At 65.2% G+C, this 24,555-nt stretch carries 20 protein-coding genes, 1 tRNA gene and 1 riboswitch; of the genes, 10 read left to right on the top strand and 11 right to left on the bottom strand.

Annotated features, from left to right (window positions below; translation table 11 throughout):
• Positions 1 to 66 precede the first annotated feature (66 nt).
• The 4 genes from GPL20_RS22000 to GPL20_RS21985 all read left to right on the top strand — a co-directional run bounded on the left by GPL20_RS22000 (position 67) and on the right by GPL20_RS21985 (position 4,215).
• Positions 67 to 417 carry a hypothetical protein gene (locus tag GPL20_RS22000; protein WP_157331594.1) on the top strand — a complete coding sequence of 117 codons (351 nt, stop codon included), beginning with the start codon at positions 67 to 69 and terminating at the stop codon, positions 415 to 417.
• Positions 418 to 620: 203 nt separating this feature from the next.
• The gene (locus tag GPL20_RS21995; protein WP_130216017.1) at positions 621 to 899 is read left to right on the top strand and encodes a PepSY domain-containing protein; all 279 of its coding nucleotides are present in this window, start codon (positions 621 to 623) and stop codon (positions 897 to 899) included.
• A 19-nt stretch (positions 900 to 918) separates the two neighbouring features.
• On the top strand, positions 919 to 1,512 hold the full coding sequence (locus GPL20_RS21990) for a cytochrome b/b6 domain-containing protein (protein ID WP_205751194.1): 594 nt from the start codon (positions 919 to 921) through the stop codon (positions 1,510 to 1,512).
• 201 nt (positions 1,513 to 1,713) lie between these two features.
• On the top strand, positions 1,714 to 4,215 hold the full coding sequence (locus GPL20_RS21985) for an EAL domain-containing protein (protein WP_157331592.1): 2,502 nt from the start codon (positions 1,714 to 1,716) through the stop codon (positions 4,213 to 4,215).
• 12 nt (positions 4,216 to 4,227) lie between these two features.
• On the opposite strand, the gene GPL20_RS21980 is transcribed toward GPL20_RS21985, so the two are convergent.
• Positions 4,228 to 4,905: an LON peptidase substrate-binding domain-containing protein gene (locus GPL20_RS21980; RefSeq protein ID WP_157331591.1), complete on the bottom strand. Its 678-nt coding sequence runs from the start codon at positions 4,903 to 4,905 to the stop codon at positions 4,228 to 4,230.
• 106 nt (positions 4,906 to 5,011) lie between these two features.
• On the bottom strand, positions 5,012 to 5,935 hold the full coding sequence (gene trxA / locus GPL20_RS21975; protein WP_254125919.1) for a thioredoxin: 924 nt from the start codon (positions 5,933 to 5,935) through the stop codon (positions 5,012 to 5,014).
• A gap of 275 nt (positions 5,936 to 6,210) precedes the next feature.
• Here trxA and GPL20_RS21970 point away from each other — a divergent pair.
• From GPL20_RS21970 to GPL20_RS21955, 4 genes are all read left to right on the top strand, one after another.
• Positions 6,211 to 6,285 (top strand) — tRNA-Gly (locus tag GPL20_RS21970).
• A gap of 76 nt (positions 6,286 to 6,361) precedes the next feature.
• Positions 6,362 to 7,348 (top strand): NAD-dependent epimerase/dehydratase family protein, encoded by a 987-nt coding sequence (locus GPL20_RS21965; RefSeq protein WP_157331590.1) that lies wholly within the window; start codon positions 6,362 to 6,364, stop codon positions 7,346 to 7,348.
• A gap of 373 nt (positions 7,349 to 7,721) precedes the next feature.
• Complete coding sequence (locus GPL20_RS21960) at positions 7,722 to 9,002, top strand: PQQ-dependent sugar dehydrogenase (RefSeq protein ID WP_157331589.1); 1,281 nt, start codon at positions 7,722 to 7,724, stop codon at positions 9,000 to 9,002.
• Positions 9,003 to 9,192: 190 nt separating this feature from the next.
• Positions 9,193 to 9,786 carry a c-type cytochrome gene (locus GPL20_RS21955; protein WP_157331588.1) on the top strand — a complete coding sequence of 198 codons (594 nt, stop codon included), beginning with the start codon at positions 9,193 to 9,195 and terminating at the stop codon, positions 9,784 to 9,786.
• Positions 9,787 to 9,981: 195 nt separating this feature from the next.
• Here GPL20_RS21955 and panE read toward each other — a convergent pair whose 3' ends face one another.
• The 4 genes from panE to GPL20_RS21935 all read right to left on the bottom strand — a co-directional run bounded on the left by panE (position 9,982) and on the right by GPL20_RS21935 (position 13,751).
• A complete protein-coding gene (panE, locus tag GPL20_RS21950) occupies positions 9,982 to 10,905 on the bottom strand; it encodes a 2-dehydropantoate 2-reductase (RefSeq protein ID WP_157331587.1) in 924 nt (307 codons plus the stop codon).
• 108 nt (positions 10,906 to 11,013) lie between these two features.
• Entirely contained in the window at positions 11,014 to 11,628 is a 615-nt protein-coding gene (locus tag GPL20_RS21945; protein ID WP_167533146.1) for a 2-hydroxychromene-2-carboxylate isomerase, read from the bottom strand.
• A 90-nt stretch (positions 11,629 to 11,718) separates the two neighbouring features.
• Positions 11,719 to 13,068: an MATE family efflux transporter gene (locus tag GPL20_RS21940; RefSeq protein WP_205751191.1), complete on the bottom strand. Its 1,350-nt coding sequence runs from the start codon at positions 13,066 to 13,068 to the stop codon at positions 11,719 to 11,721.
• A gap of 86 nt (positions 13,069 to 13,154) precedes the next feature.
• Complete coding sequence (locus GPL20_RS21935; RefSeq protein ID WP_157331585.1) at positions 13,155 to 13,751, bottom strand: DUF2239 family protein; 597 nt, start codon at positions 13,749 to 13,751, stop codon at positions 13,155 to 13,157.
• Positions 13,752 to 13,900: 149 nt separating this feature from the next.
• Between GPL20_RS21935 and GPL20_RS21930 the strand changes: the two genes are divergently transcribed.
• Positions 13,901 to 14,566, top strand: coding sequence for a glutathione S-transferase family protein (locus GPL20_RS21930; RefSeq protein WP_157331704.1), 666 nt, complete (start codon positions 13,901 to 13,903; stop codon positions 14,564 to 14,566).
• Positions 14,567 to 14,664: 98 nt separating this feature from the next.
• Here GPL20_RS21930 and GPL20_RS21925 read toward each other — a convergent pair whose 3' ends face one another.
• Both GPL20_RS21925 and ggt read right to left on the bottom strand, forming a co-directional pair.
• Positions 14,665 to 15,960 carry an MFS transporter gene (locus GPL20_RS21925; RefSeq protein ID WP_157331584.1) on the bottom strand — a complete coding sequence of 432 codons (1,296 nt, stop codon included), beginning with the start codon at positions 15,958 to 15,960 and terminating at the stop codon, positions 14,665 to 14,667.
• A 97-nt stretch (positions 15,961 to 16,057) separates the two neighbouring features.
• Positions 16,058 to 17,809, bottom strand: a complete 1,752-nt coding sequence (ggt, locus tag GPL20_RS21920) for a gamma-glutamyltransferase (RefSeq protein WP_157331583.1) — start codon at positions 17,807 to 17,809, stop codon at positions 16,058 to 16,060.
• Between the two features lie 99 nt (positions 17,810 to 17,908).
• Between ggt and GPL20_RS21915 the strand changes: the two genes are divergently transcribed.
• Positions 17,909 to 19,294, top strand: a complete 1,386-nt coding sequence (locus GPL20_RS21915; RefSeq protein WP_157331582.1) for an MFS transporter — start codon at positions 17,909 to 17,911, stop codon at positions 19,292 to 19,294.
• A gap of 125 nt (positions 19,295 to 19,419) precedes the next feature.
• On the opposite strand, the gene purH is transcribed toward GPL20_RS21915, so the two are convergent.
• From purH to GPL20_RS21900, 3 genes are all read right to left on the bottom strand, one after another.
• A complete protein-coding gene (purH, locus tag GPL20_RS21910) occupies positions 19,420 to 21,012 on the bottom strand; it encodes a bifunctional phosphoribosylaminoimidazolecarboxamide formyltransferase/IMP cyclohydrolase (protein WP_157331581.1) in 1,593 nt (530 codons plus the stop codon).
• A 25-nt stretch (positions 21,013 to 21,037) separates the two neighbouring features.
• Positions 21,038 to 21,119: riboswitch (ZMP/ZTP riboswitch) on the bottom strand.
• 58 nt (positions 21,120 to 21,177) lie between these two features.
• On the bottom strand, positions 21,178 to 22,896 hold the full coding sequence (locus tag GPL20_RS21905) for a heparinase II/III family protein (RefSeq protein ID WP_157331580.1): 1,719 nt from the start codon (positions 22,894 to 22,896) through the stop codon (positions 21,178 to 21,180).
• A 157-nt stretch (positions 22,897 to 23,053) separates the two neighbouring features.
• Positions 23,054 to 24,400 carry an RsmB/NOP family class I SAM-dependent RNA methyltransferase gene (locus GPL20_RS21900; RefSeq protein WP_157331579.1) on the bottom strand — a complete coding sequence of 449 codons (1,347 nt, stop codon included), beginning with the start codon at positions 24,398 to 24,400 and terminating at the stop codon, positions 23,054 to 23,056.
• Positions 24,401 to 24,555 lie beyond the last annotated feature (155 nt).

Below are 24,555 nucleotides of genomic sequence, written 5' to 3'. Positions count from 1 at the left end.
TGTATTGACAGACGGCCGCGCGCGGGTCCATACCATACATAACTGTATGGATAGGGAGTTTCCGTCATGCGCGACCTCCTGCTGCAATGTTCCGGCGTCGCCGCGATCGTGCTGGCGCTGATCCACGGCATGCTCGGCGAGACCAAGGTGTTCGCCCGCGCCACGATCGAACCGCCGCGGTTGCGCATGCTGATCCGGCTGGTGTGGCAGGCCGGCACGGTGGCATGGATCGGCGGCGGCGTGCTGCTGCTCGCTGCGCCCTGGATGCAGTCGAGCCTCGCCCGGCACTGGATCATCGTCACGCTCGCCATCGTGTTCGGCTTTGCCGCGCTCGCCAATGCCTGGGCGACGCGCGGCCGCCATTTCGGCTGGGTCGGCTTGGGCGCCGTCGTGGCGCTTGCGGTTGCCGGCTACTAGCGGCCGCGTCTTTCGACCCTTGAGGCGTATGGCTGCAGTGTATCCAATGCGCGCTGCATGCGGAGAGCGCTGATCTTTTGGCCTCCGTTAGAATGAATCTAAGACCGGTCGCCCCGAACCGGATTGACTTCATCACCTCCTTTGCTTCCTTCGGCTGCGCTTCGCGCTGAGCATCAGCGCACACGACAGAGGAGGAGACGTTCGTGAAGGTCATTCGTGTTGTTGCCATTGCACTGACGATCGGGATTGGTACGGGCTCGGCGGCGATGGCCGACGGTTTCAAGGACTGCACCAAGCTCGACAAGGCGTCGTGGAAGCCGGCCAGCGAAGCCGAAGCCAAGGCCAAGGCGCTCGGCTACGAGGTGCGGCGCTCCAAGATCGAAGGCTCGTGCTACGAGGTCTACGGCGTCAAGGAAGGCAAGCTCTACGAGCTGTTCTACAGCCCCGAAGATCTCAGCCTGAAGCACACGATCGCAAAGTGAGTCGCAAGGCGAATCGGGCCTGATGGCAGAAGCGGTGCCGGAACCGCGCGGGGCGTCCGACAGGACCCCCGCGAATCGATCCGTTTCGCGGACGGTCGCGGTCTGGGATCTCCCGCTGCGTCTCTGGCACTGGATTCTAGCGGCTTGCGTCCTGGTGGCGTGGTTCACGCCCACGGTCTATGACGGACCTCATCGCATCGCCGGCTATGCGGTCATCGGCCTTCTGGCCTTTCGCCTGGTCTGGGGCTTCCTGGGAAGCCGCTATTCGCGCTTTCGCATGATCGGCGTCAGGCTGCGCGTGGCGCCGGGATATCTCTGGAATCTGCGCCGCGGCATCACCGGCCGTTATATCGGGCTCAATCCGGCTGGCACGTTGATGCTGGTGGCGCTGCTGGCTTCGCTCGCCGTCTCGGCGATCACGGGAGCGATGTCGGTGACAACCACCTTCTTCGGCGTCTGGTGGGTCGAAGACACCCACGCCTACGCTTCGGACGCCGTCATCGTGCTGGTCGTCCTGCACGTGCTCGGCGTTGTGCTGATGGGGATGCTCCAGCGCGAGAACCTGATCGGCGCGATGTTCACCGGTCGCAAGCGCATCCGTCATCATCTCTAGACCTCGTTGCCCGTCCCTGAGCGCTTCGGTTGGCTCTGCAACCGAGCGCTCCATCGTCGTGCGGAGACGCTCGGAAAACCTTCAAGTTGCACGGGCAGCGTTAACCTGACGATAAGCATGCAATCAGGCGTTGCACAAAATTAACGCGAAGCACGTTTAGCCCGATCACCATCGACAACATTGACGATGGAGCGATACTGGATGTTCCGCGTTTTCTCCTGCCTTACCGTCGAGCATGATTTGCGGCTCGTCGTGCTCGCTGGCTTGGTCTGCTTCGTGGCGAGTATCGTCGCGGTCAGCATCTTCCATCGCGCGATCGCGGCGCGCGCAAGAACGCGGTTGATATGGATCGCGATTGCCGGCGCGGCCATCGGATACGGGATCTGGGCGACGCATTTCGTCGCGATGCTCGCCTACGAGCCCGGCGTTACCACCGGCTACGGCATCGTGTTGACCGCGCTTTCGCTTGCCACGGCAATGCTCCTGACATCGGGCGGCTTCGGCCTTGCGGTCGGCAATTCCGGCCGGTGGCGCGCCGCGGCGGGCGGTGTCGTCATCGGTGGCGGCATTGCCAGCATGCACTATCTCGGAATGTGGGCGCTCGAGGTGCCGGGTCGCGTCGCCTGGTCACTGGACCTGGTGTTCGTCTCGATCATTCTGGGCGTGTGCCTCGGCTATGCCGCCTTGGCCGTTGCGATCAGGTACCAGAACAACTGGGGCACCCTGACGGCGGCAGTGCTGCTGACGCTCGCTATCGTGTCGCATCACTTCACGGCCATGGGTGCGGTGCAGATCGTTCCGGATCCGACGCGTGTCACCGATACCCTGTCGCTTTCTCCGACTTTCCTCGCTCTTGCCATCGCTGGCGTAGCACTATCCGTGCTCGGGATGAGTTTGATCGGCGTACTGGCCGACCGCCGCCTGGCAACCAGAACCGGCAAATTCGAGGAGATCATCAGCCAGCTTTCGATTGCCCGGCAGCAGCTCGAAGGTTCGCAACGAGAATTGCAGGAACAGAAGCTCCGGCTGGACACGGCGATCGACCACATGGTCGAAGGCCTCTGCATGTTTGATGCCGAGAAGCGGCTTGTCGTCTGCAACGAGCGATATGCCCGACTCTACCGGCTGCCGCCGGAACTGCTGAGGACGGGGACATTGCACACCGACATCATCAGGCATCGTATCGTGAATGGAATTCTCAAGGGCGACGCCAGCGAGGGCGCCGCGGAGCAATTCATCTCGAAACTGGCCGCGCTGCCGTTCGATGCGGTCTCGAGCAGGATCGACGAGTTTGCCGACGGCCGGTTGATCTGCGTGACGCGACAGCCAATGGCCGGTGGCGGTTGGGTGGCCACGCATCTCGATGTGACCGAGCAACGCCGGTCCGAGGCCAAGATCACTCATATGGCGCAACACGATGCGCTGACCGATCTGCCAAATCGCGTGCTGCTCAGAGAGCGGATGGAGCACGCCATTGCAGTGACGCGCAACGGCGGCGTCGATCTCGCCGTGCTCCTGCTCGATCTCGACCGCTTCAAGGAAGTCAACGACACGCTTGGACATCCGGCCGGCGATTCCCTGCTGCGCGCCGTCGCCGCCCGCCTGCGCGAATGCACCACGGAAACCGCGTTGATCGCTCGACTGGGCGGCGACGAGTTCGCGGTGATCGATTACGTGACCAACCCGGCCGTGGAGGCTGCCGCCCTTGCCGAGAACATCACAAAGGCGCTTTGCAAGCCCTTCGATCTCGGTGATCACCAGGTCAGCGTCGGCACCAGCATCGGCATCGCCATCGCGCCGCGTGATGGCAGCGATTCTGACGTGATCATGAAGAGCGCGGATCTCGCGCTCTACTCGGCCAAGGGTGGTGGACGTGGTGCGTTCCGTTTCTTCGAGCCGGAGCTCGACGAGCTCATGCATGCGCGGCGGAACCTCGAGCGCGACATGCGGGACGCGCTTGCCGGCCGTCAATTCGAGCTCCACTACCAGCCGTTCGTCAGCACCGCGACCGGCAAGACCAGCGGCTTCGAGGCCCTGCTACGCTGGCATCACCCGCAGCGAGGGCTGGTCATGCCGAGCGAATTCATCCCGCTTGCGGAGGAGACCGGCTTGATCGTGCCGCTGGGAGAATGGGTCCTGAGGACCGCCTGCGAGGAAGCCGCCAAATGGCCTGCGCATGTCAGGATCGCGATCAACCTGTCTCCCGCTCAATTCAGGAGCAAGGAGCTTGTTCCGGTCATTACCGACGCGCTCGCAAGCTCGGGAGTTGCGCCGCACAGGCTCGAGCTCGAGGTCACCGAGACGGTGATCATGCATGACAGCGAGGCTGCTTTCGCAGTCCTCGCCCAACTGCGCGAGCTCGGTGTGCGAGTAGCCCTGGACGATTTCGGCACCGGCTATTCATCGCTGAGCTTTCTGCAGAGATTCCCGTTCGACAAGATCAAGATCGACCGCAGTTTCGTCAACGAACTGTCCAGCGCGAGCGCTGAGGCGCGCCATCTCGCGCGAGCAGTGGTTCGTTTCGCAGTCAGCCTCGGCAAGACGACGACCGCCGAAGGCGTCGAAACGAAGGAGCAGCTGGACATTCTCCGTGAAGAGGGATGCGTCGAGACCCAAGGCTACTATTTCAGCCGGCCGATGCCAGCGTCCGACATCGGCAGAATGCTGCGGCGAGGTGCCGGCGCAGCCGTCCGCGCTGCGTGAGCATTGAGGCCGTCACTGCAGCGGCGGATCGCCGCTGGTGCGCTTCTTGGCGAGATCCATCTCGGTGACCGCGATCAGGATCTCGGCGCGGGTCTTCAGGTCGGGCGCTTCCAGCATGGCCTGCTTCTCCGCCGGGCCATAGGGCGACATCATCGCCAGCGCGTTGACCAGCGCTTCGTTGGGGGCGCTCTCGACGCCCTCCCAGTCGACCTTGAGATTGTTGGCCTTCAGGAAGTCCGCCAGCACCGCCAGCAGCGCTTCGCGATCGACCTGGTCCTCGCCCATGCGCGCCGTGAAGTCGTCGACGAAGGCGAAGAAGTCCACCTTGCACTGCCGGTAGGCCGTGAGCACCTCGAGCTCCGCGACCACCTTGAAGCGCGAGACGCCGGTGAGCTCGAGGATGTAGCGGCCGTCGCCGGATTCGGCGAGCTGAGTGATGCGGCCGACGCAGCCGACGCGGAACAATGCCGGCTTGTCGGAATTCTTCGGCGAGTGCGCGACGTCCGGCTGGATCATGCCGATCAGGCGGTGGCCGTCGCGGAAGGCGTCGTCGACCATCGCGAGATAGCGCGGCTCGAAGATGTTGAGCGGCATCTGGCCACGCGGCAGCAGCAGCGCGCCCGGCAGCGGAAACACCGGGATGATCTCGGGCAGGTCGGCGGGTCCGCGATATTCGATGTTGATCGGCATCTGGTCCCCGCTGACCTCGCTAGAGCATGATCCGGATCCGAAGGACCGCGTCAGCGCAACATGTGAAGCGGTTTTCCGACCAAATCATGCTCACCACTCTCCGCACCTATGAAAACAGGATCGTCGACAGGCGCTTGCGTCCCTCGACGGTTGCATCATCCGCGCCGCCCCAGGCCTCGAAGAACTGCACGAGCTGCTTGCGGGCGCCGTCGTCGTTCCACTTGCGGTCACGCTTGACGATCTCGAGCAGCTGGTCGGTGGCGGCCGCCCGGTTGCCCTGCGCGTTGAGCGCGGTCGCGAGGTCGGACCGTGCCTGATGATCGAGCGGGTTTGCGGCGACTTTCTGTTCAAGCTCGGCCACCGGGCCGAGCTGTTCCGCCTGCTCGGCGAGGTCGATCGCGGCCTGCACCGCCTTCACCGCAGCGTCATTGCGCTTGGATTCCGGCACCATGGCGAGCGTCTGCTTGGCCGGCTCGATGGCGCCGACGGTGACGTGACATTTCGCGAGGCCCGCAAGCGCGGCGATATTGGTCGAATCCTGGGCAAGCACCTCGGCGTAGATCTGGGCCGCGGCCTCGGCGTCGCCTTCCGCCAGCACGGCCTCGGCCTCTTGGAGGATCTCGGCGATATTGACCTCGCCCGGCGCGGTGACGCCCTTGGTCAGCCGCTCGATGAAGGCATTGACCTGGCTTTCCGGCACCGCGCCCATGAAGCCGTCGGCCGGCTGGCCGTTGACGAAGGCGATCACGGCCGGGATCGACTGGATACCCATCTGGCCCGGGATCGCCGGATGCTGGTCGATGTTCATCTTGACCAGCTTGACTTTGCCCTTGGCGGCCTTGACCGCCTTTTCGAGCACCGGGGTGAGCTGCTTGCAGGGTCCGCACCACTCCGCCCAAAAGTCGATCAGCACCGGCTGGCGCTTCGATTCCTCGATGACGTCCTTCACGAAGGTCTGGGTGGTGGTGTCCTTGATCAGATCGGCCGCAGCCGGGCCCGCCGCTCCGTTACCCTGGTCGATGATCGTCACGGGATTCCCTCGTCTGATGTCTGGAATGGCGGGTCTTTAGCACGTCGCCAATTCATATGCTGCGCTGTCGGCCCCTAAAATTGGGCCGGGACGGCCGAATTTCAATCCATGGGCGCCGATTCGGTGGTTCCGGACCGTTTTCGGCTGATTCGGTTGGATTCGAGGTCCATATGGGGGCAGAAGAACGAATCTATGCTGCCGGTAGCTGTTGCATTCCCCTCCCGCTTTTGGCATACGACAGCCGTTGCCGGCGCGTCACGCGACCGACACAGGATGCGGGTGTAGCTCAGTGGTAGAGCACGACCTTGCCAAGGTCGGGGTCGAGGGTTCGAGCCCCTTCGCCCGCTCCAATTTTTCCCAGAGCATCCAGCCTGACCGACGCGGAAAGTGGTCCTCCACGCCGCCGGCGGCTGCATCGGGTCTGACATGACAATTCTGGTCACCGGCAGTGCCGGCCATCTCGGCGAAGCCGTTGTCCGGACGCTCCGCGGTCGCGGTTCCTCCGTGCGCGGGGTCGATCTGAAGCCCTCGCCCTTTACCGACGCGGTCGGTTCGATCGTCGATGCGGACTTCGTCCGGGGCCAGATGGATGGCGTCACCGCGGTCATCCACACCGCGACGCTGCACAAGCCGCATGTGGCAACCCACAGCAAGCAGGATTTCGTCGACACCAATGTCACCGGCACGCTCAGGCTGCTCGAGGCGGCGGTTGCTGCCGGCGTGAAGAGCTTCGTCTTCACCAGCACCACCAGCGCGTTCGGCTCGCAGCTCCGGCCGGAGGCGGGACGGGCCGCAGTGTGGGTCACCGAGGACCTGCCGCCGGTGCCGAAGAACATCTACGGCACCACGAAGCTGATGGCGGAAAATCTGTGCGAGCTGTTCTTTCGCGAGCGCGGTCTGCCGGTGGTCATCTTGCGGACCTCGCGCTTCTTTCCGGAAGACGATGACGATGCCGCGATGCGGTCTGCCTACACGCTGGACAACGCGCAGGCCAACGAGTTGCTCTATCGCCGGCTGGATATCGCGGATGCGGTGAGCGCCCATCTGCTCGCCGTCGAGCGCGCGCCGAAGATCGGATTTACGCGCTACATCGTCTCGGCCACGAGTCCGTTCGAGCAGCGCCATCTCGCAGCGCTGGCGCGCGATGCCGCCAGTGTCGTGCGCGAGCACTATCCGGATTGTGCACGGCTCTACGCGGCGCGCGGTTGGCACCTCTTCCCCGAGATCGACCGCGTCTATGTCAACGAACGCGCGCGGCGCGAACTGGGCTGGCGGCCTAAATTCGACTTCGCGCATGTTTTGATCTGCCTCAATGTGGGGCAGGATTTCCGCAGCGCGCTGGCGCGCGAAATCGGATCAAAAGGCTATCACGAGACGGTGTTTGACGACGGGCCCTACCCCGTCGCCTCGTGATCGCCGCGTTTGCTGTTTTGCCTGATGCGTCAAATGCCTGTCCGGCGTCACCGCGCGCAGCCTGGCCTGAGCCGTTCTACTGTGCATGGGGTTGTTTTCGCGATTTTTGGTTGGCTCGACGTTTGCGTTGCCTGCAAATGAGCCGCGCGCCATCCTGATTCCGCGTTGCAGCGAGGTCGCCGCGTCACCTTCAGTGAAGCCCAGTCTCATTTTCAATCGCGCACGACCGCAGTGCGCGTGGTGCGCTTCCCACCGCTGGCAGATATGCTAACCTTTTTTGGTCTGATCTCTCGACAGACTCCGAACTTCGCCTACCCGACTAGCAAAACAAAATAACGTGCAGCCCTGACGGCTGCCTTAGGGGAGTGATGCGATGAAATTCCATCGATCGGTCTTTCAATCAGCTCTGGCGCTTGCAGCGGTTGCCCTTCTTGCGGGGACCAGCGCTGGCAATGCGCAACAGCAGGACAAGAACAGGGCGTTGAAGAAATACGAATCCGGCACCAAGGAGTTCTGGACCCACCCGCCGGATGACTGGTTCCTCGGCGACGAGACCGAGGCGCAGAAGGGCCTCGCACCGCCATCGGGGCCGCCGACCGGTGCGTCCGATGCCGAACTCGCGGCGATGATGAAGAAGATCAAGCTGCCGCCGGGCTTCAAGATCGAGGTCTACGCCTCCGGCGTGCTGGCGGCGCGGCAGATGGCCTGGGGTGACAAGGGCACGCTGTTCGTCGGCTCGTTCGGTCTCGGCAACGTCTATGCCATCAAGGACAACAACGGGAAGAAGGAGGTCAAGACCGTGCTCAAGGGGCTCAACATGCCCACCGGTCTCGCCTTCAAGGACGGCGCGCTCTACGTCATCGCCGTCGACAAGCTGATCCGCTACGACAACGCCGAAGCCAATCTGGACAAGCTCGGTGACGGCAAGGTCGTCTATGACGACATGCCGTCCTACGCCGCGCATGGCTGGAAGTACATCGCAGTCGACAAGGACGGCTGGTTCTTCCTGCCGTTCGGACCGCCCTTCAACGTCGGCATCCCGCCGACCAGCGTCTCGCAGATCCGCCGCGTCGATCCCAAGACCGGCAACGCCGAAATCTATGCGCTCGGCGTTCGCAACTCGGTCGGCGGCGACGTCGATCCGCGCACCGGCAAATTCTGGTTCACCGAGAACGCCCGCGACTGGATCAGCGATGATCTGCCCTCAGACAAGCTGAACATGATCAACAAGATGGGCGAGCATTTCGGCTATCCCTATTGCCACCAGGGCAATCTGCCCGATGACAAGTTCGCGATGGGTCACAAGTGCTCCGAGTTCACGCCGCCGGTGCTGAACTTGGGGGCCCATGTCGCTCCGCTCGGCATGAAGTTCTATACCGGCGATCAATTCCCGGCCGAGTACAAGAACAACATCCTGATCGCCGAGCACGGCTCCTGGAATCGCCACAAGTACCAGGGCGGCCGCATCGTGCGCGTGATCGTCGGACCCGACGGCAAGAACCCCAAGCAGGAGGTGTTCGCCTCCGGCTGGATCGAGGGTGACCAGGGTTACCTCGGCCGTCCCAACGACATCATCCACGCCAAGGACGGATCGATCCTCGTCGCCGACGATTGGGCCGGCGCGATCTATCGCATCAGCTACAGCAAGAAGTAGCACGACCCACCATGAGAGGCTGCGACCGGGTGACGGCCGCAGCCTCTTTTCTTGAAGCTCTGGATGGTGTCGTTCCGGAGCGCGCGAAGCGCGAGTCCGGAACCCATGGCCACGAACGGGGGTTATGGATTCCGCTCGCGCCAAGCGGCGCGCCCCGCAATGACGCAGTCGACAGATCGGAATTCCCACTATGTGCCGACAGTTCATCTCGCACGCAATCACCACGGTTGCGCTCGTCGCGCTCGGCGCCCTTCCCGCGGGTGGCGCCGACAATGTCGCGATCAAGGAGAAAGCCGCGGTCTGCTCCGGCTGTCACGGCGAGAACGGCATCTCGCAGACCGAGAACATCCCCTCGCTCGCCGGTCAGCCAGATCAATTCATCCAGTGGCAGCTCGTGTTCTTCCGCGCCGGCTCGCGCAAGAACGAACAGATGCAGCCGATCGTCGAGGAGATCACCAACGAGGACATTCGCAATCTCGGCGCCTATTTCTCGCAGCTCGCGCCGCCGAAGGGCGCGGAGGACGACGATCCGGACCTGTCGAAGAAGGGCGCGCAGGTTGCCGCCGGCCGCCGCTGCGCCTCATGCCACACGGACAGCTTTGCCGGCACCAAGGGAGTCGCGCGGCTCTCGGGTCAGCGCGAGGAATATCTGGTCAAGGCGCTGTACGACTACAAGGCAGGCCAGCGCGTCGGCGGCGGCGTCGCCGCGATGGCGGATGTCGCCTATCACATGAGCGATGAGGAAATCACCGCCGTCTCGCACTATCTCGCGCATTTGAAATAGTGCTCAGTTGTCGCGGCAAGCTCTGTTGTCGTCCCGGACAAGCGCGCCTCGAGCGCGCGCAGATCCGGGACCCATAACCACAGGATCGCGTTTGGCGAAGACTCGCGGTGATCAACTCGCGCGGCGACTGGATCCTGTGGTTATGGGTCCCGGATTCGCGCTACGCGCGCCCCGGGACGACAGCGGATCGTGTCGCTACCCCACCCGCTGCTTCTCATAAGCCTTCAGATGCGTATAGGCGATGCGCAGCTTCGGCACCGGGACCTTGGCGGCATCTCCGCGTGCGATGAGATCGCCGATGACGTGGTCGGCTTCGATTGGCAGGCCCGCCTTGATGTCGCGGAACATCGAGGCGGTCATCGGTGAGCCCTCGGTGGTCAAATTGCCCTTCACGCGCTCGAAGAACGGCCCGCCCGGCGCGTAGCCCGACGCGGCGGCGATCGCGCTCGTCTCATCCAGCATGCCGAGCAGAAAATCCCTGCCGCCGGGCGCGGCGAGGATATTGCCGACGGAGGTGCGCATCAGGCTGGTGGACGCGGCGAGCGTCGAGAGGAACACCCACTTCTCCCACATGTCCTGCATGATGTTCTGGCTGGCGGTGGCGCCATTGATGCCGCTCCTGAAGGCCTCGTCGATCGCCTTGACGCGGTCCGACAGCTTGCCGTCGCGCTCGCCATAATTGATCGACTGCATCGGCTGGAGCTGCACCACTTCGCGCTTTTCGTTCAAGGTCGCGGCGATGGCGCAGAGCCCGCCCAGCACGCGCCCGGCGCCGAATGTCTGGTCGAGGATGTCGAGATGCCTCATGCCGTTCAGCATCGGAATGATGGCCGTGTTCGGCCCCACCGCGGCCGCGAACGACTTGATGGCGTCGTCGAGATCGAACGCCTTGCAGCTGAGCAGCACGACGTCGAATTTTTCCGTGAGCTTGTCCGCTTGCACGGTCGGCGGATTTTTCAGCGTCACATCGCCATTCGGGCTCTTTATGACGAGGCCGGCGCTCGCAAGCTCGCTGGCGCGCCGCGGCCGGACCAGGAAGGTGACGTCGCGGCCGGCTTGCAACAGCCTGCCACCAAAATAGCCGCCGATGGCGCCGGCGCCGACCACGAGGATACGCATTGTGGAACTCCATTGTTACTCTAGGCGAATGGCGAATAGGGAGTAGCGAATAGGATAGCAGGCGGTGAAATGCGAGTAACGTTTCCACTACTCGCTATTCGCCATTCACTACTCGCCCTTCCCCAGCACCATCTCCTCGACCTCGCGGAGCTGCTCCTTGCCGAAGAACATCTCGTTGCCGACGAAGAAGGTCGGCGAGCCGAACGCGCCGCGCGCCACCGCCTCTTCGGTGTTCTTGATCAGTCTGCCCTTCACCTCGCCCTCCTGCGCGCGGGCGAACAGTTTCTGCGCATCGAGTCCGGAAGACGCCAGCGCCTTCATCGCGACCTCGGGGTCGTCCATCTTCTTCGGCTCTCGCCACATGTGATGAAACGCCGCCTCGACGTATGCTTCGAACACGCCCTCGAGCTGCGCCGCGATCGCCGCGCGCATCAGGTTCAGCGTGTTGACGGGGAAGAACGGATTCATGACGTAGGGCTGAACCTTGAAACGCTTGACGAAGCGCTCGGTTTCGACCGCCTGAAACTCGCGCTTGTTCTTGATGCCCGCGAGCGTCTCGGCCGGGGACTTGTTGTTGGTCGACTTGAAGATGCCGCCGAGCAGGATCGGAACGTATTCGAACTTGACGCTGATCCGCTGCTCGATCGCCGGGATCGCAAGATGGCTGAGATAGGCGTTCGGGCTGCCGACATCGAACAGGAATTGCGGGGCAGTACGGGTCAAATTCGTTCTCCCTGACGGTACTTTTCGTCCATTGTGGCGCAGGGCGCGCCACAGGTCCACCGTTTAATGATGGTCATAATACTTTGGCAATCAGATCAGGCGCCGGATCGCCCGCTTGCGCCACACCAGGAAGTAATAGCCCATCTGCAAGAGGAACATGGCGCAGAACACGATCGGATAGGCGGCCCACACGCCTTTCAAGCCGACGGTCCGGCTCAGGATCACCGCTGACGGCAGCTCGATCGCGACGATCGCGAAGATCGCGAGCAGCATCGGCGTCAGCGCCACGCCGGCGGCGCGCATCGCGCCTGAAAACACCGTCGCCAGACCGAATGGCACGGAGCTCCACAGGGCGATGCGCAGCAATCCGTTGGCAAGATCGAGCACGGCGCCATCCGTGATGAAGATGCCGAGCACGGCACGTGGCTCCAGGTAGATCAGCGCCACCAGCCCACCGGTCAGGACGAGGTTGAACGCAAGACCGGTGCGCACGATGCCGTCGAGCCGGGCCCTGTCGCCGCCGCCGACGGCTTGCGCGCCGAGGATCGAGACCGCGATCGAAATCGACATCGCCGTGAACTGCGTGTAGCCCATCACCTGGTTGACGGCACCGTACGCAGCAGTCGCGTCCGAGCCGAAGCCGTTGACGAGGCCGAGCAGCACCAGCTCGGCGATCGCCATCGCTACCATGCCGACGGCGCTCGGCAGCCCGATGCCGAGGATTGTCCCGAGCACCGCGCGGTTGGGCCGGAGATGACGCAGCAGCGCAGCGTCCGGCGCCAAGGCGTGTTTCTTCCGCAGCAGGTAGGCGGCCAGCGCGATCAGCGTCAGCGCGTTGGAGATCGCAGCCGCCCAGGCCGGGCTGGTGATGCCCGTCGTCGGCAATCCGAACGCGCCACGGATCAGCATCGGCGTCAGGATCAGGCCGATCGCGGTCGACAACGCCATCGCCAGCAGCGGTGTCAGCGCATCGCCGACGCCGCGAATCATCGCCGTCGTCAGCAGGAAGACGAAGCCGAGCGGCATCGTGAGCAGCATGATGCGGGCATAGGCGCTGGCCTGGTCGAGGATGTCGGCAGGTGTGGCAAGTGCCATCATCAATTGGCGACTGAAGAGCCCGCCGACCAGCGCAATCGTGATCGAGAACAGCAGGCCGACCGCGAGCGTCGTGCCGACGACGCTTCTGATCCTGCCGTGCTCGCCCGCACCATAAGCCTGGCCGATCAGCACGGTGGCCCCGGTGCTCAGGCCCATGACGAAGGCGAACAGGAAGAACATCACGGGGAAGAAGGCCGAGACCGCGGCGAGCGCGTCGACGCCGATCATCTGGCCGAGATAGACGTTGCTGACGGTGCCGAACAGCGATTGCAGCGCGTTGCCCAGCATCAGCGGCGCAAGGAAGCGGAGGAACGTCGTCCAAAGCGGTGGCGTGGCGGACATGGATTTGCCTTTCATCAGGGCGCGCGAAGCCGTTGCCGCGCAATGCGCGGCTCGGCCGTTGATGGATGGGGGAGACAGCGCCGCGCTTAAGCGCGGTCGCTGTAGGCGAGCTTGACGACGTGGTCGCGGATGTCGGCGGGCCAGTCGGCGATCAGTCCGGCGAAGCGCCGCCGGTCATCCGCAAACAGCGCGCGCGAGGCTTCCTCGAACTGCGGCAGATTGCCGGCCATGGTCGACATGAAGTGATAGGCCGCATCGCGCGCCTGGCGCTCGCGGTCCTTGTCGCCGCTCGCGCGCCGCGCTTCGTCGACGAGCTTGCGCAGCGCGACCGAAGCGCCGCCTGCTTTTGCGTTGAGCCACTCCCAGTGCCGCGGCAGCAGCGTCACCTCGCGGGCGACCACGCCCAGCTTCGGCCGGCCGCGGCCGCGCGGCTCGCTGGTCGGTTCGGCGACTTCGGCCGGAGGCGGCATCAGCTTGGCCAGCCGCGCCAGCACCTGGTGATCCTCGCCGCGGAGGTCGAAATCGATCGACCGGCCCGTGCCGTCGTCGAAGATGACGATAGGCTGGTCCAGCGGTTGCGTCGCCCGCTTGACCGCGAGCGCGACATCGGCCGCTGACCCGGAGGCCAACCGCCGCTGGCCGACAAAGGCTGTGAAAGTCGGTTGCATTGGAATCATTGCCATATTGATTGTGTTGGCCGAATTAATACCCGGGTGAATTCCTGGCGTCAATATACCCGGGTTAAAATATCCGTCCGGATGGCTCGACATTGCCGTCCCGGGCTGGCACCAACGCGCGGCCGACCGACCAAGCCAAGCTGGGGACCTGCGCGATGCTGACCGTTCATCACCTCAACAATTCCCGCTCGCAGCGCGTGCTGTGGCTGCTCGAGGAGTTGGGCGTGCCCTATGAGATCGTGCGCTATCAGCGCCAGCCGGACATGCGCGCGCCGCAGGAGCTGCGCGCCATCCACCCGCTCGGCAAGTCGCCCGTGATCACCGACAACGGCAACACCATCGCCGAGTCGGGCGCGATCATCGAATATCTCATCGCCACCTATGGCAACGGCCGGCTGATCCCGCCGCCGAACACGCCGGAGCGGCTGCGCTACACCTATTGGCTGCATTATGCGGAAGGGTCGGCGATGCAGCCGCTGCTCCTGAAGCTGCTGTTCACGCTGATGCCGAAGCGCGCGCCCGCGCTGTTGCGTCCGCTGGTGCGCAAGGTTTCGAACCAGGCGCTCACCGCGCTGGTCAATCCGCAGCTCAAGCAGCACATGGATTATTGGGAGGCCGAGCTCGGCAAGAGCGAGTGGTTCGCCGGCAACGAGTTCACTGCCGCCGACATCCAGATGAGCTTCCCGCTGGAAGCCGCGCAGGCGCGCGGCGGGCTGGAGCAGGGCCATCCCAGGGCGATGGCGTTCCTGGATCGCATTCACGCGCGGCCGGCGTATGCGCGCGCGCTCGAGAAGGGCGGGCCGTATCAGGTGGGGCGGTAAGTCTCTCTCGCCGTCATTCCGGGGCGGTGCGCAGCACCGAACCCGGAATCTCGAGGTTCCGGGTTCACGCTTCGCGTGCCCCGGAACGACGTTGCTTGCTAATCCGCGTGCAGCACGCGCCCGCGCGTCTCCGGCAGCGCGAAGGCGGCGATGAAGAACACCGCATAGGCGACCACCGCGAAGATCGCGATTGCGTTCGCAAGCGATGTCGTCGCCGACAGTGCGCCGACCAGGAATGGAAACAGCGCGCCGATGCCGCGGCCGAAATTGTAGCAGAAGCCCTGGCCCGAGCCGCGCAGCCGCGTCGGATAGAGCTCGGTCAGGAAGGCGCCGATGCCGGAGAAATAGCCGGAGGCAAAGAAGCCGAGCGGGAAGCCGAGCACCCAGAGGATCTCGTTGGTGAGTGGCAACTGGGTGTAGAGCAGCACCACCGCCATGGCGCCGATCGAGAAGATCAGGAACAAATTGCGCCGTCCGATCCGGTCGGCAAGCCAGGCGCCGACGAGATAGCCGATGAAAGAGCCGATGATCAGCGTGAACAGATAACCGGTCGAGCCGACGATCGACAGATGCCGCTCCTTGGTCAGGAACTGCGGCACCCAGAAGGTGATGGCGTAGTAGCCGCCCTGGCAACCCGTCGCCATCAGCGACGCCAGGATCGTGGTCTTCACGATTGGACCGGAGAAGATTTCCCAAAGCGCCGGACGATCACCGCTCGCGGCCTGCTTTGCGCGGGCCTCGGCGGCGATCACGGGCTCGGTGACCGAGCGGCGGATATAGAACACCAGCAGCGCCGGCAGCGCGCCGATCACGAACATCCAGCGCCACGCCGTCTCCGCCGGCAGAACCGAGAACAGGATGGCCTGCGACAGCACTGCGAGACCCCAGCCGACCGCCCAGCCCGATTGCACCGAGCCGACCGCGCGGCCGCGATATTGCGGCCGGATCGCCTCGCCCATCAGCACGGCGCCCGCCGCCCATTCGCCGCCGAAGCCGAGCCCCAGCACGGCGCGTGCGATCAGCAGCTGGTCGAAATTCTGCACGACGGCGCAGACCAGCGAGAAGAACGAGAACCAGATGATCGTGATCTGGAGCGTCCTTACACGACCGATATGGTCGGAGAGATAGCCGCCGAGCCAGCCGCCGATGGCGGAGGCGAGCAGCGTCACGGTGCCGGCAAGCCCGGCCGAGGCTGCATCGACCTTCCACAGCGCGATGATGGTGCCGATCACCAGCGGATAGATCATGAAGTCCATGCCATCGAGCGCCCAGCCTGCCGCGCAGGCCCAGAACGTCCGGCGCTCGGCTATGTTCATGTCGCGATAGAAGGCAAGAAGGCTGGTGTCTTCGATCTCGGCGCGCTCGATAGACCCAGTCGGATCGGTCGTGGTCATGTGGGTTTTCCCGGCAGTTTTCAATGGCCGGGCGGTGGTAGCACGCGCGGCGACCTGTGCAAGCGGACGCAGGCCTTGGCGCCATGCAGCGGCAGAGCTACTGCCCCGCGGCTTCCGCGCCTCGCGTGCGCGGATCCGGCGCGCCGAGCGGCCCGTTCGGCGTCACCAGAATCGAATTGGCCGATGTCTGTCCCATCGGCTCGACGATGAGGTGGCCCATCGCCTTCAACTCGAGCAGGACATCGCCGGGGAAGCCGCCCTCGACCCGCACCTCGTCCGGCAGCCATTGGTGGTGCAGCCGTGGCGCGGCAACGGCGGCCGCGACATCCATCCTGTAGTCGAGAACGTTCACGATCACCTGGAGTACGGTCGAGATGATACGGCTGCCACCGGGCGAGCCGGTCACCAGCACCGGCTTGCCGTCCCTGAGCACGATGGTCGGCGACATCGACGACAGCGGCCGCTTGCCCGGTCCGGGCAGATTGGCCTCGAAGCCGACGAGACCATAGGCATTGGAGGCACCGACCGCTGCGGTGAAATCGTCGAGCTCGTTGTTGAGCAGCACGCCGGTGCCGTCGGCGACGAGGCCGACGCCGTAGCTGAAGTTCAAGGTGTAGGTGTTGCTGACCGCGTTGCCGCGGCTGTCGACGACGGAGAAATGCGTGGTGTTGCTGCCTTCGCGCGGCGCGGCGGCCGCGGCAACGAGCTCCTTCGACGGCGTGGCGCGATCGACGGAGATGCCCGCGCGCAGCTTGGCGGCATAGTCTTTCGCGGTCAGCGTCGCGATCGGTGCGTCGACGAAGGCGGGATCGCCGAGATAGCGCGCGCGGTCCGCATAGGCGCGCTTCATGGCTTCGATGAGGAGATGCAGCGAGGCCGGCGAACCCTGCTTCAAATCCGCGAGCTGAAACCCTTCGAGGATGTTGAGCGTCTCCATCAGCACCACGCCGCCGGACGAGGGCAGCGGCATCGACACGATGTCGTAGCCGCGATAGGTGCCGCGCACCGGTGCACGGATCACGGCCTGATAGGCTTTCAGGTCGGCAGGCGTCATGATGCCGCCGGCGTCAGTCACGGCCGTGGCGAGTTTTTGCGCCACAGGCCCTTCATAGAAGCCGCGCTGGCCCTGCGCGGCGATGGCCGACAGCGTTTCGGCGAGGTCGCTCTGCACCAGCCTGTCGCCTTCGCCGAGCGGTGTGCCGTCGGGACGCGAGAAGATCCTGGCCGAGGAGGGCCAGCGCGCAAGGCGTCGGTGCCAGCCCGGCAGGGTGTCGGCGATGTCGTCGCTGACGGCAAAGCCGTCGCGGGCGAGCGTGATCGCGGGCTCCAGCAATTGCGCCAGCGTGAACCGGCCTGAGCCGTATTTCTCCAATGCCAGCGCGAGCCCGGCGACGGTGCCGGGCACGCCGACACCGAGCGCCGTGTCGCGTGACTTCGCGGGGTCAGGCTTGCCGTCGGGGCCGAGGAAGATTTGCGCCGTCGTCGCGGCCGGGGCCGTCTCACGGTAATCGATCGTGACGTCTTCGTTGCGGTCGGCGGAATGGATCACCATGAAACCGCCACCGCCAATATTGCCGGCGCGCGGGTAGGTCACGGCCATGGCAAAGCCGGTGGCGACCGCCGCATCGACGGCATTGCCGCCGCGCCGCAAGACATCGGCGCCGACCCGCGCCGAGATCCCTTCCTGAGCCACCACCATGCCGTGCTCGGCGGCGACGGCGCGTACCGAGTCACGCGGGGGCGGGACATAGGCCCGCCGCGTATCCTGTGCGCCCGCGGGCGCAAGACCAAGCGCCAAAGTGGCGAGGAGTGCGAAAAAAGCTCGCCCTGTCGAATATGTCGACATCATCAAATTTCCGTCGCGCCCTCGGGTCAATTCAAACGCGTCGCTGCAATGCTATACGGTTTGCGCTAAGACAGGCAAAACTGTTCGTGATGGGACTGCCTGATGACGACGATCGCCTCCGATATGCGCATGGCCGGCGCGCTGCGGACCTATCCGCCGCGCGCAGCCGTCGTCAGCTGGATCTTCTTCGATTGGGCCGCCCAGCCCTATTTCACCCTGATCACGACCTTCGTGTTCGCGCCCTATTTTGCCACCAGCATCGCACCCGATCCCGCGACCGGCCAGTCGCTGTGGGGTTTTGCGATGGCGGCTGCGGGCCTCGTCATCGCGCTGTTGTCGCCGGTGCTCGGGGCCATCGCGGATGCTTCGGGCCGCAGGAAGCCGTGGATCGCAGGGTTCGGCGCATTGCTGGTGCTGGCATCGTGCACGCTGTGGATCGGCAGACCGGGCGATCACGCCATCATTCCGCCGCTGCTCACTGCGGTCGCGCTCGCCAGCGTCGGCGCGGAATTCGCCACCGTCTTCAACAACGCGATGATGCCGACCCTGGTGCCGCCGGAGCGCATCGGCCGGCTCTCCGGCACCGGCTGGGCCACGGGTTACATCGGCGGCATCGTCAGCCTGATCATCGTGCTCGGCTTCCTCGCGGCCAATCCCGAGACCGGCCGCACGCTGCTCGGCTTCACGCCCTTGTTCGGGCTCGATCCCGCGACCCATCAGGGCGACCGCGCCGCGGGGCCGTTGACCGGCATCTGGTTCATCGTCTTCGTGACGCCGATGTTCCTGTTCACGCCGGACTATCCGGCGAAGCGACCGGTGCGCGAGGCGCTGCGCGAAGGACTGTCGGAGCTGAAGCAATCGATCAAGGGCCTGCCGCAGCAGAAGTCGCTCGCGGCATTTCTGCTGGCCAACATGATCTACACCGACGGGCTGGTGTCCCTGTTCGCCTTCGGCGGCATCTATGCCGCCGGCACATTCGGCTGGCACACGATCCAGATCGGCACTTTCGGCATCATGCTCGCGATTGCCGGCACGTTTGGCGCATGGCTCGGCGGCAAGCTCGACGATCATCTCGGGCCGCGGCGCGTGATCGCCGGCAGCTTGCTGCTGCTGCTGCTGTCGGTGGCGGCGATCCTTTTGGTCGACAAGGACAGCGTGTTGTTCGTCAAGGTCGCGCCGCCGCAGCCGGGGGCTCCGCTGTTCTCGAGCACAGCCGAGCGCGCCTATCTCGTGCTGGGCTGCCTCATCGGCGCGGCCGGCGGTCCGCTGCAGGCGGCCTCGCGCACGCTGCTGATCCGCCTCGCGCCGAAGGATCGCATCGCGCAGTATTTCGGCCTGTTCGCGCTGACGGGAAAAGTGACATCCTTCATCGGCCCGCTCCTGATCGGCATGATCACTGCGGTGACCGCAAGCCAGAAGGCCGGCATGGCGGTGCTGGTGGTGTTCTTCGTCGCGGGACTGGGATTGCTGATGCGGGTGCGGGATTAGCCCGCAATTCCCCGTCATTCCGGGGGCGCGCGAAGCGCGCGCCCGGAATCTATCGTGCAGCGTGTCATGCGGAGAAATGGATTCCGGGCTCGCGCCAAGTGGCGCGCCCCGGAATGACGGCGAGATCAGTGCCTGAAGTGCCGCGTTCCCGTGAACACCATGGCGATGCCGTGCTCGTCGGCGGCCTTGATCACTTCGTCGTCGCGCATCGAGCCGCCGGGCTGCACCACGGCGGTGGCGCCGGCCTCGATGCAGGCGAGCATGCCGTCAGCGAACGGGAAGAATGCATCCGATGCCACGACCGAACCCTTGGTGAGCGGCTCGGCGAGCTTCAGCTCGTTCGCCGCATCCTGAGCCTTGCGCGCCGCGATCCGCGCTGAGTCCACGCGGCTCATCTGGCCCGCGCCGATGCCGACGGTGGCGAGATCCTTGGCGTAGATGATGGTGTTGGACTTGACGTGCTTGGCCACGCGGAACGCGAATTTCAGGTCGCGCATCTCGGCGTCGGTCGGCGCGCGCTTGGTGACCACCTTGAAGGTCATGTCGTCGACCACGGCGTTGTCGCGGCTCTGCACGAGCAGGCCGCCGGCCACCGTCTTGGCGGTGAGGCCCGGCGCGCGCGGGTCGGGCAGGCTGCCGGCGAGCAGCAGGCGGAGGTTCTTCTTCCCGCCGATGATGGCGATCGCTTCCTCGCTGGCGTCGGGCGCGATGATCACCTCGGTGAAGATCTTTGTGATCTCACGCGCGGTGTCGGCGTCGAGCGCGCGGTTCATCGCGATGATGCCGCCGAAGGCGGAGGTGGAATCGCAGGCCAGTGCCTTGCGATAGGCACTGACGAGGTCAGAGCCCTCGGCGACGCCGCAGGGGTTGGCATGCTTGACAATGACGCAGGCCGCCGTCCGCTTGGCGTCGAACTCGCCGATGCATTCATAGGCCGCATCGGTGTCGTTGATGTTGTTGTAGGAGAGCTCCTTGCCCTGGAGCTGCCGGGCGGTGGAGACGCCCGGGCGCTTGTCGGGCGTCGCGTAGAACGCCGCGGTCTGGTGCGGGTTCTCGCCGTAGCGCAGCGACTGGATCAGTCGGCCGCCGAAGGCGCGGAAGTCGGGCGCGTCGATCTCGAGCTGCCGGTTGAACCAGTTCGAGATCGCGGCGTCGTAGGCGGCGGTGCGCGCATAGGCCTTTGCGGCCAGCCGCCGGCGCAGCTTCAGCGTGGTCGCGCCGTTGTTGGCGGCGAGCTCGTCGAGCACGGCCTTGTAGTCCTCGGCCTCGACCACGACGGCGACGTCGTCATGGTTCTTGGCCGCGGCGCGGATCATCGCGGGACCGCCGATGTCGATGTTCTCGATGCAATCCTCGAAGCCCGCGCCTTTGTCGACGGTCGCCTCGAATGGATAGAGGTTGACGACGAGCAGGTCGATCGGCGCGATGCCGTGCGCCTTCATCGCCTCCGCATGCTCCTTGTTGTCGCGGATCGCGAGCAGTCCGCCATGCACCTTGGGATGCAGCGTCTTGACGCGGCCGTCCATCATCTCCGGGAAGCCGGTGAGGTCGGACACGTCCTTCACCTTGAGGCCGGCGGCGGCGATCGCCTTGGCGGTGCCGCCGGTCGAGACCAGCTCGACATCGTGCGCGGCAAGCGCCTTGGCGAATTCGATCAGCCCGGTCTTGTCGGAAACGGAAAGCAGGGCGCGGGTGACGCGGCGGGGATGATCAGTCATGAGCAAGATCCTCTGTCTGAAGGAGTGTCTATGCCCAGGCGCGCGGCAGCTATGTCCCGCGCTTCCCGATGGTGCTCCATCCAAGGTCGCCAGTCGCGCGAGCGAGGGCTCGATAGCAGTTTTCGATGCCCTTCACAACGATCGGATCGGGGCCGAACCGTGCGTTTACAGCGGAAGTTCCGGCTCGCGCCGGGCGTTGCGGCGGGCATTGGTCACAGCCGGCGAAGCGGTGGAGCGGACAAAGCTCCAGCGGATCGAGGGCGCCTGCCGCGCGTCCTGGCGGATCACGATCTGAGCGGTGCGGCGCGGGCCGTCGTTGCCGGCCAGGAACACGCTGTCCTCGAGGTCGACCTTGTCGTCCAACGCCTCGAAGGTCCAGACGTCGCGGTTCGGCAGCACCAGCATGACGCCGCGCGCATCCGACAGCCGGCTCGCCTTCACCGCCGGATGCAGATGGAAGCGCAGCGCGAAATCGGCATCCGCGCCCTTGAAGCGTCCGCCCTGCGGCGGCGACAGCGTGTCCTCGCCGTCGATGCGTGCGCCGTCATTGGCGATCATCAGCACGCGGCGATGGATCGCGCCGAATTTGGAGAGATAGCCGTCATGCGAGGCCGTCAGCAGCGTGCCGTTCTGCACGATTTCGCGATAGCTCTCGACCTCGACCGGGCCGCTGGTGACGGGCGAGCCGTGCAGGAGCCGCTTCATCGCCGACATCTCGACGAACTGGCATGTGGACGTGTCGTGATAGGTCAGCGTCGAATGCGCGGCGGTGCTGCGCGCGAACGGTCGCCAATTGTCGCGGCCCGTGGTCGGCATGCCGCAATTGGTGACGATGCGGCTGATACCGGAGGACAGTTCGAACGACAGGCAGCCGGCATGGGCGTCGTGGCTGACGCCGGCCGGCGGCGGCGGGCCGGTGTCGATGATCAGCGTGGTTTGGCCGGCATCGAGGCGCTGGAAGCCGGTATGCGGCATGTTCGCCATCGGCGCGCCGTGGGTGTCGTCATAGGCGAGCAGCGTGGCGAGCAGGTCCGAGGACGTCGCGCTCATGCCGTTGAACAGCGCGAAATTGCCGTCGCCGTGCCGGAAGAAGCGCAGCATCGGCATCATGCGGTCGATCGCGTTGAGCAGGGCCGGAGGCGGCGCGATGTTGCGCGCGGCAAAGGTCTGTCGCAGCGGCAACAGGTCGATCAGGAGCTCGATCAGCGCGCCCGGATTGCGGGAGATGTGTCCGCCGTCGGGCAGGATCTGCCGCTGCAATTCGTCGGAGAGCTTTTTCGACGCGCTGCGGATGTGGCGCGCCTGGTTGGCGAGGCACAGCGTCGTATAGCACAGCGCGATCAGCACCTGGAGCTTTGGCACGCCATCGGGGATGTCGACCATGGTGTAGCGCAGGAAGCGGATCTCGCGCGCGAGGGCGCGCAGATAACGGCGATAGAATTTGTTGTCGGTGTCGTTGAGCACCAGGGGCGCCTGCGACAGCAGCGAGATCACGCGCCGCGCCAGCACGTCGGCGCGCCGCGCGACGGGGCGGCGCTTGTTGGCGGGGTTGGCGATCCAGTCCTCGACCAGCGCGCGCGCATTCGCCCGCGTCAGTGCGGTGTCGGCGGCGCGCAAATGACGCAGCCAGCCGAAGCCGAGCAGCGCGACCTCCCAGTCCTCCGAGGGCGGATCGAGATCGAAGATCGAACGCCCATGGCAATTGACGATCTTGCCGGCGAAGACGAAACGACCGGCATAGATCTCGGCGGCGCGGGTTGCGTCCGCCGTGCGCAGGTCATGCGGCGCGATGATCAGCCGGTCGGTGCGGCCGGGCCACACCCGCGACAGCGCAACGGAACCGCCGCTCGCGCGCGCGAGCATGTTCCGCGCGAAGCGGTTCATGACCAGCGTCGAGATACGTCTGCGTTGAGCGACCGACACGCCTTGCCTTGAAGGGGGAGAGGATTAACGACGAATCCTTATTAATCCCAAAATCGGACGGCTGACACCACCTTGAACGGCGCGAATCAGGGTCGGAGTTACAAAATCCGGTGCAAAATCAGGATTTAACGAGCCGGGCTGCGAAGAACCCGTCAAGCCCGCCGAGCTTGGGATCGGCGTTCGGCAGATGGCTCGGCAGGGTGCGCAGGTCGCCTTCCCGGGTGAGGATTTCATCCAGGCCCGCGACCTCGGACGCCTCGATCGGGACGCGGCGAAGCACGGGTTCTGCGGCCAGCAGGGCGGCGATGGCCTGCTCGCCCTCTTCGGGTTCCAGCGAACAGGTGCAGTAGACCAGCGTTCCGCCGGACTTGAGCAGCGGGACGGATTTCTTCAGCAGCCGCTGCTGGAGCGCGGTCAGGGCGGCGATGTCGGATTCCTGCCGCAGCCAGGCGACGTCGGGATGTCGGCGGATCGTGCCGGTCGAGGTGCAGGGCGCATCGATCAGGATGCCGTCGAAGCCTTCGGCGGGACCGGCCCATTCCACGGCGTCAGCGACGACGGTCTCGGCCTGGAGCGACAACCGCCCCAGGTTCTCACGCAGGCGCGCCACCCGGGCGGGCGAGCGGTCGATCGCCGTGACATGCGCGCCGGCATGCGCCAGTTGCGCGGTCTTGCCGCCGGGGGCGGCGCAGAGGTCGGCAATGGATTTGCCCTTGATGTCGCCAAACAGCCGGGCCGGCAGCGCGGCGGCGGCATCCTGCACCCACCATTGTCCTTCGGCGAAGCCGGGCAGCATCGTCACCGCGCCGTGCAGCAGCATCCGCACCGTCCCGGTCGGCAGCGTCTCGCCATGCAGGCGGCTGGCCCATTGCGCGGCATCCGCCTTCACGGTGAGATCGAGTGACGGCTCGTGGCCGAGCGCCAGCGCCATGTCCCTTGCGGTCGCCTCGCCATAATGCGCGCTCCAGCGCGCGAGCAGCCATGGCGGCAGGTCCAGCGATTGTGCGGCGACTTCCTCGACCAGCGCCTTGCCTTCGCGCGCGCAGCGGCGCAGCACGGCATTGACGAGGCCGGCATAGCGTGCGGCGCGCCGGTCGGATTGCACGAGGCGGACGGAGAGATCGACGGCGGCGTGATCGGGCACGTCCATCCAGAGGATCTGGGCGGCGCCGATCAACAGCGCGCTCTGCGCGCGCGGCGCGTCGGAGGGGATGCCCTTGTCGAGCAGGCGGGACAGCACGTGGCCGAGGGTGCCGAGCCGGCGCAGCACCGTGGCGACCAGGCGGCGCATCAGCGCGCGGTCGCGATCGGCCAGCGTCTTCAATCCGGGATGGGCGCCGCCGCCGTCGAGCTGGTCGTCAAGCGTGCGATGCTTGTGCAGGACGCCATCGACGATGTCGGCGGCAATCCGACGCGCCGCAAGACCAGGCACTTCGGACGGAGGGGCGAAACGTTGAGATGGCATGCGGAAGCAAGGTTCTGAGCGAGCGGCAGTTCCGCCGCAGTGGGCGCATGCCTTAACGAGCCCATCTGTGGCATGCGAATATGCCAAATGTAAGAATGGTCTCGGGCGTTTTCAGCCCGGTACGGCCATTTCAGCAATGCGTTATTGGACGTCGT

Origin of the sequence: Bradyrhizobium cajani, from assembly GCF_009759665.1 — a bacterium.
Lineage (GTDB): Bacteria > Pseudomonadota > Alphaproteobacteria > Rhizobiales > Xanthobacteraceae > Bradyrhizobium > Bradyrhizobium cajani.
The sequence above is the reverse complement of the archived record's forward strand: the minus strand, read 5'-3'. Positions and strand labels throughout refer to the sequence as shown.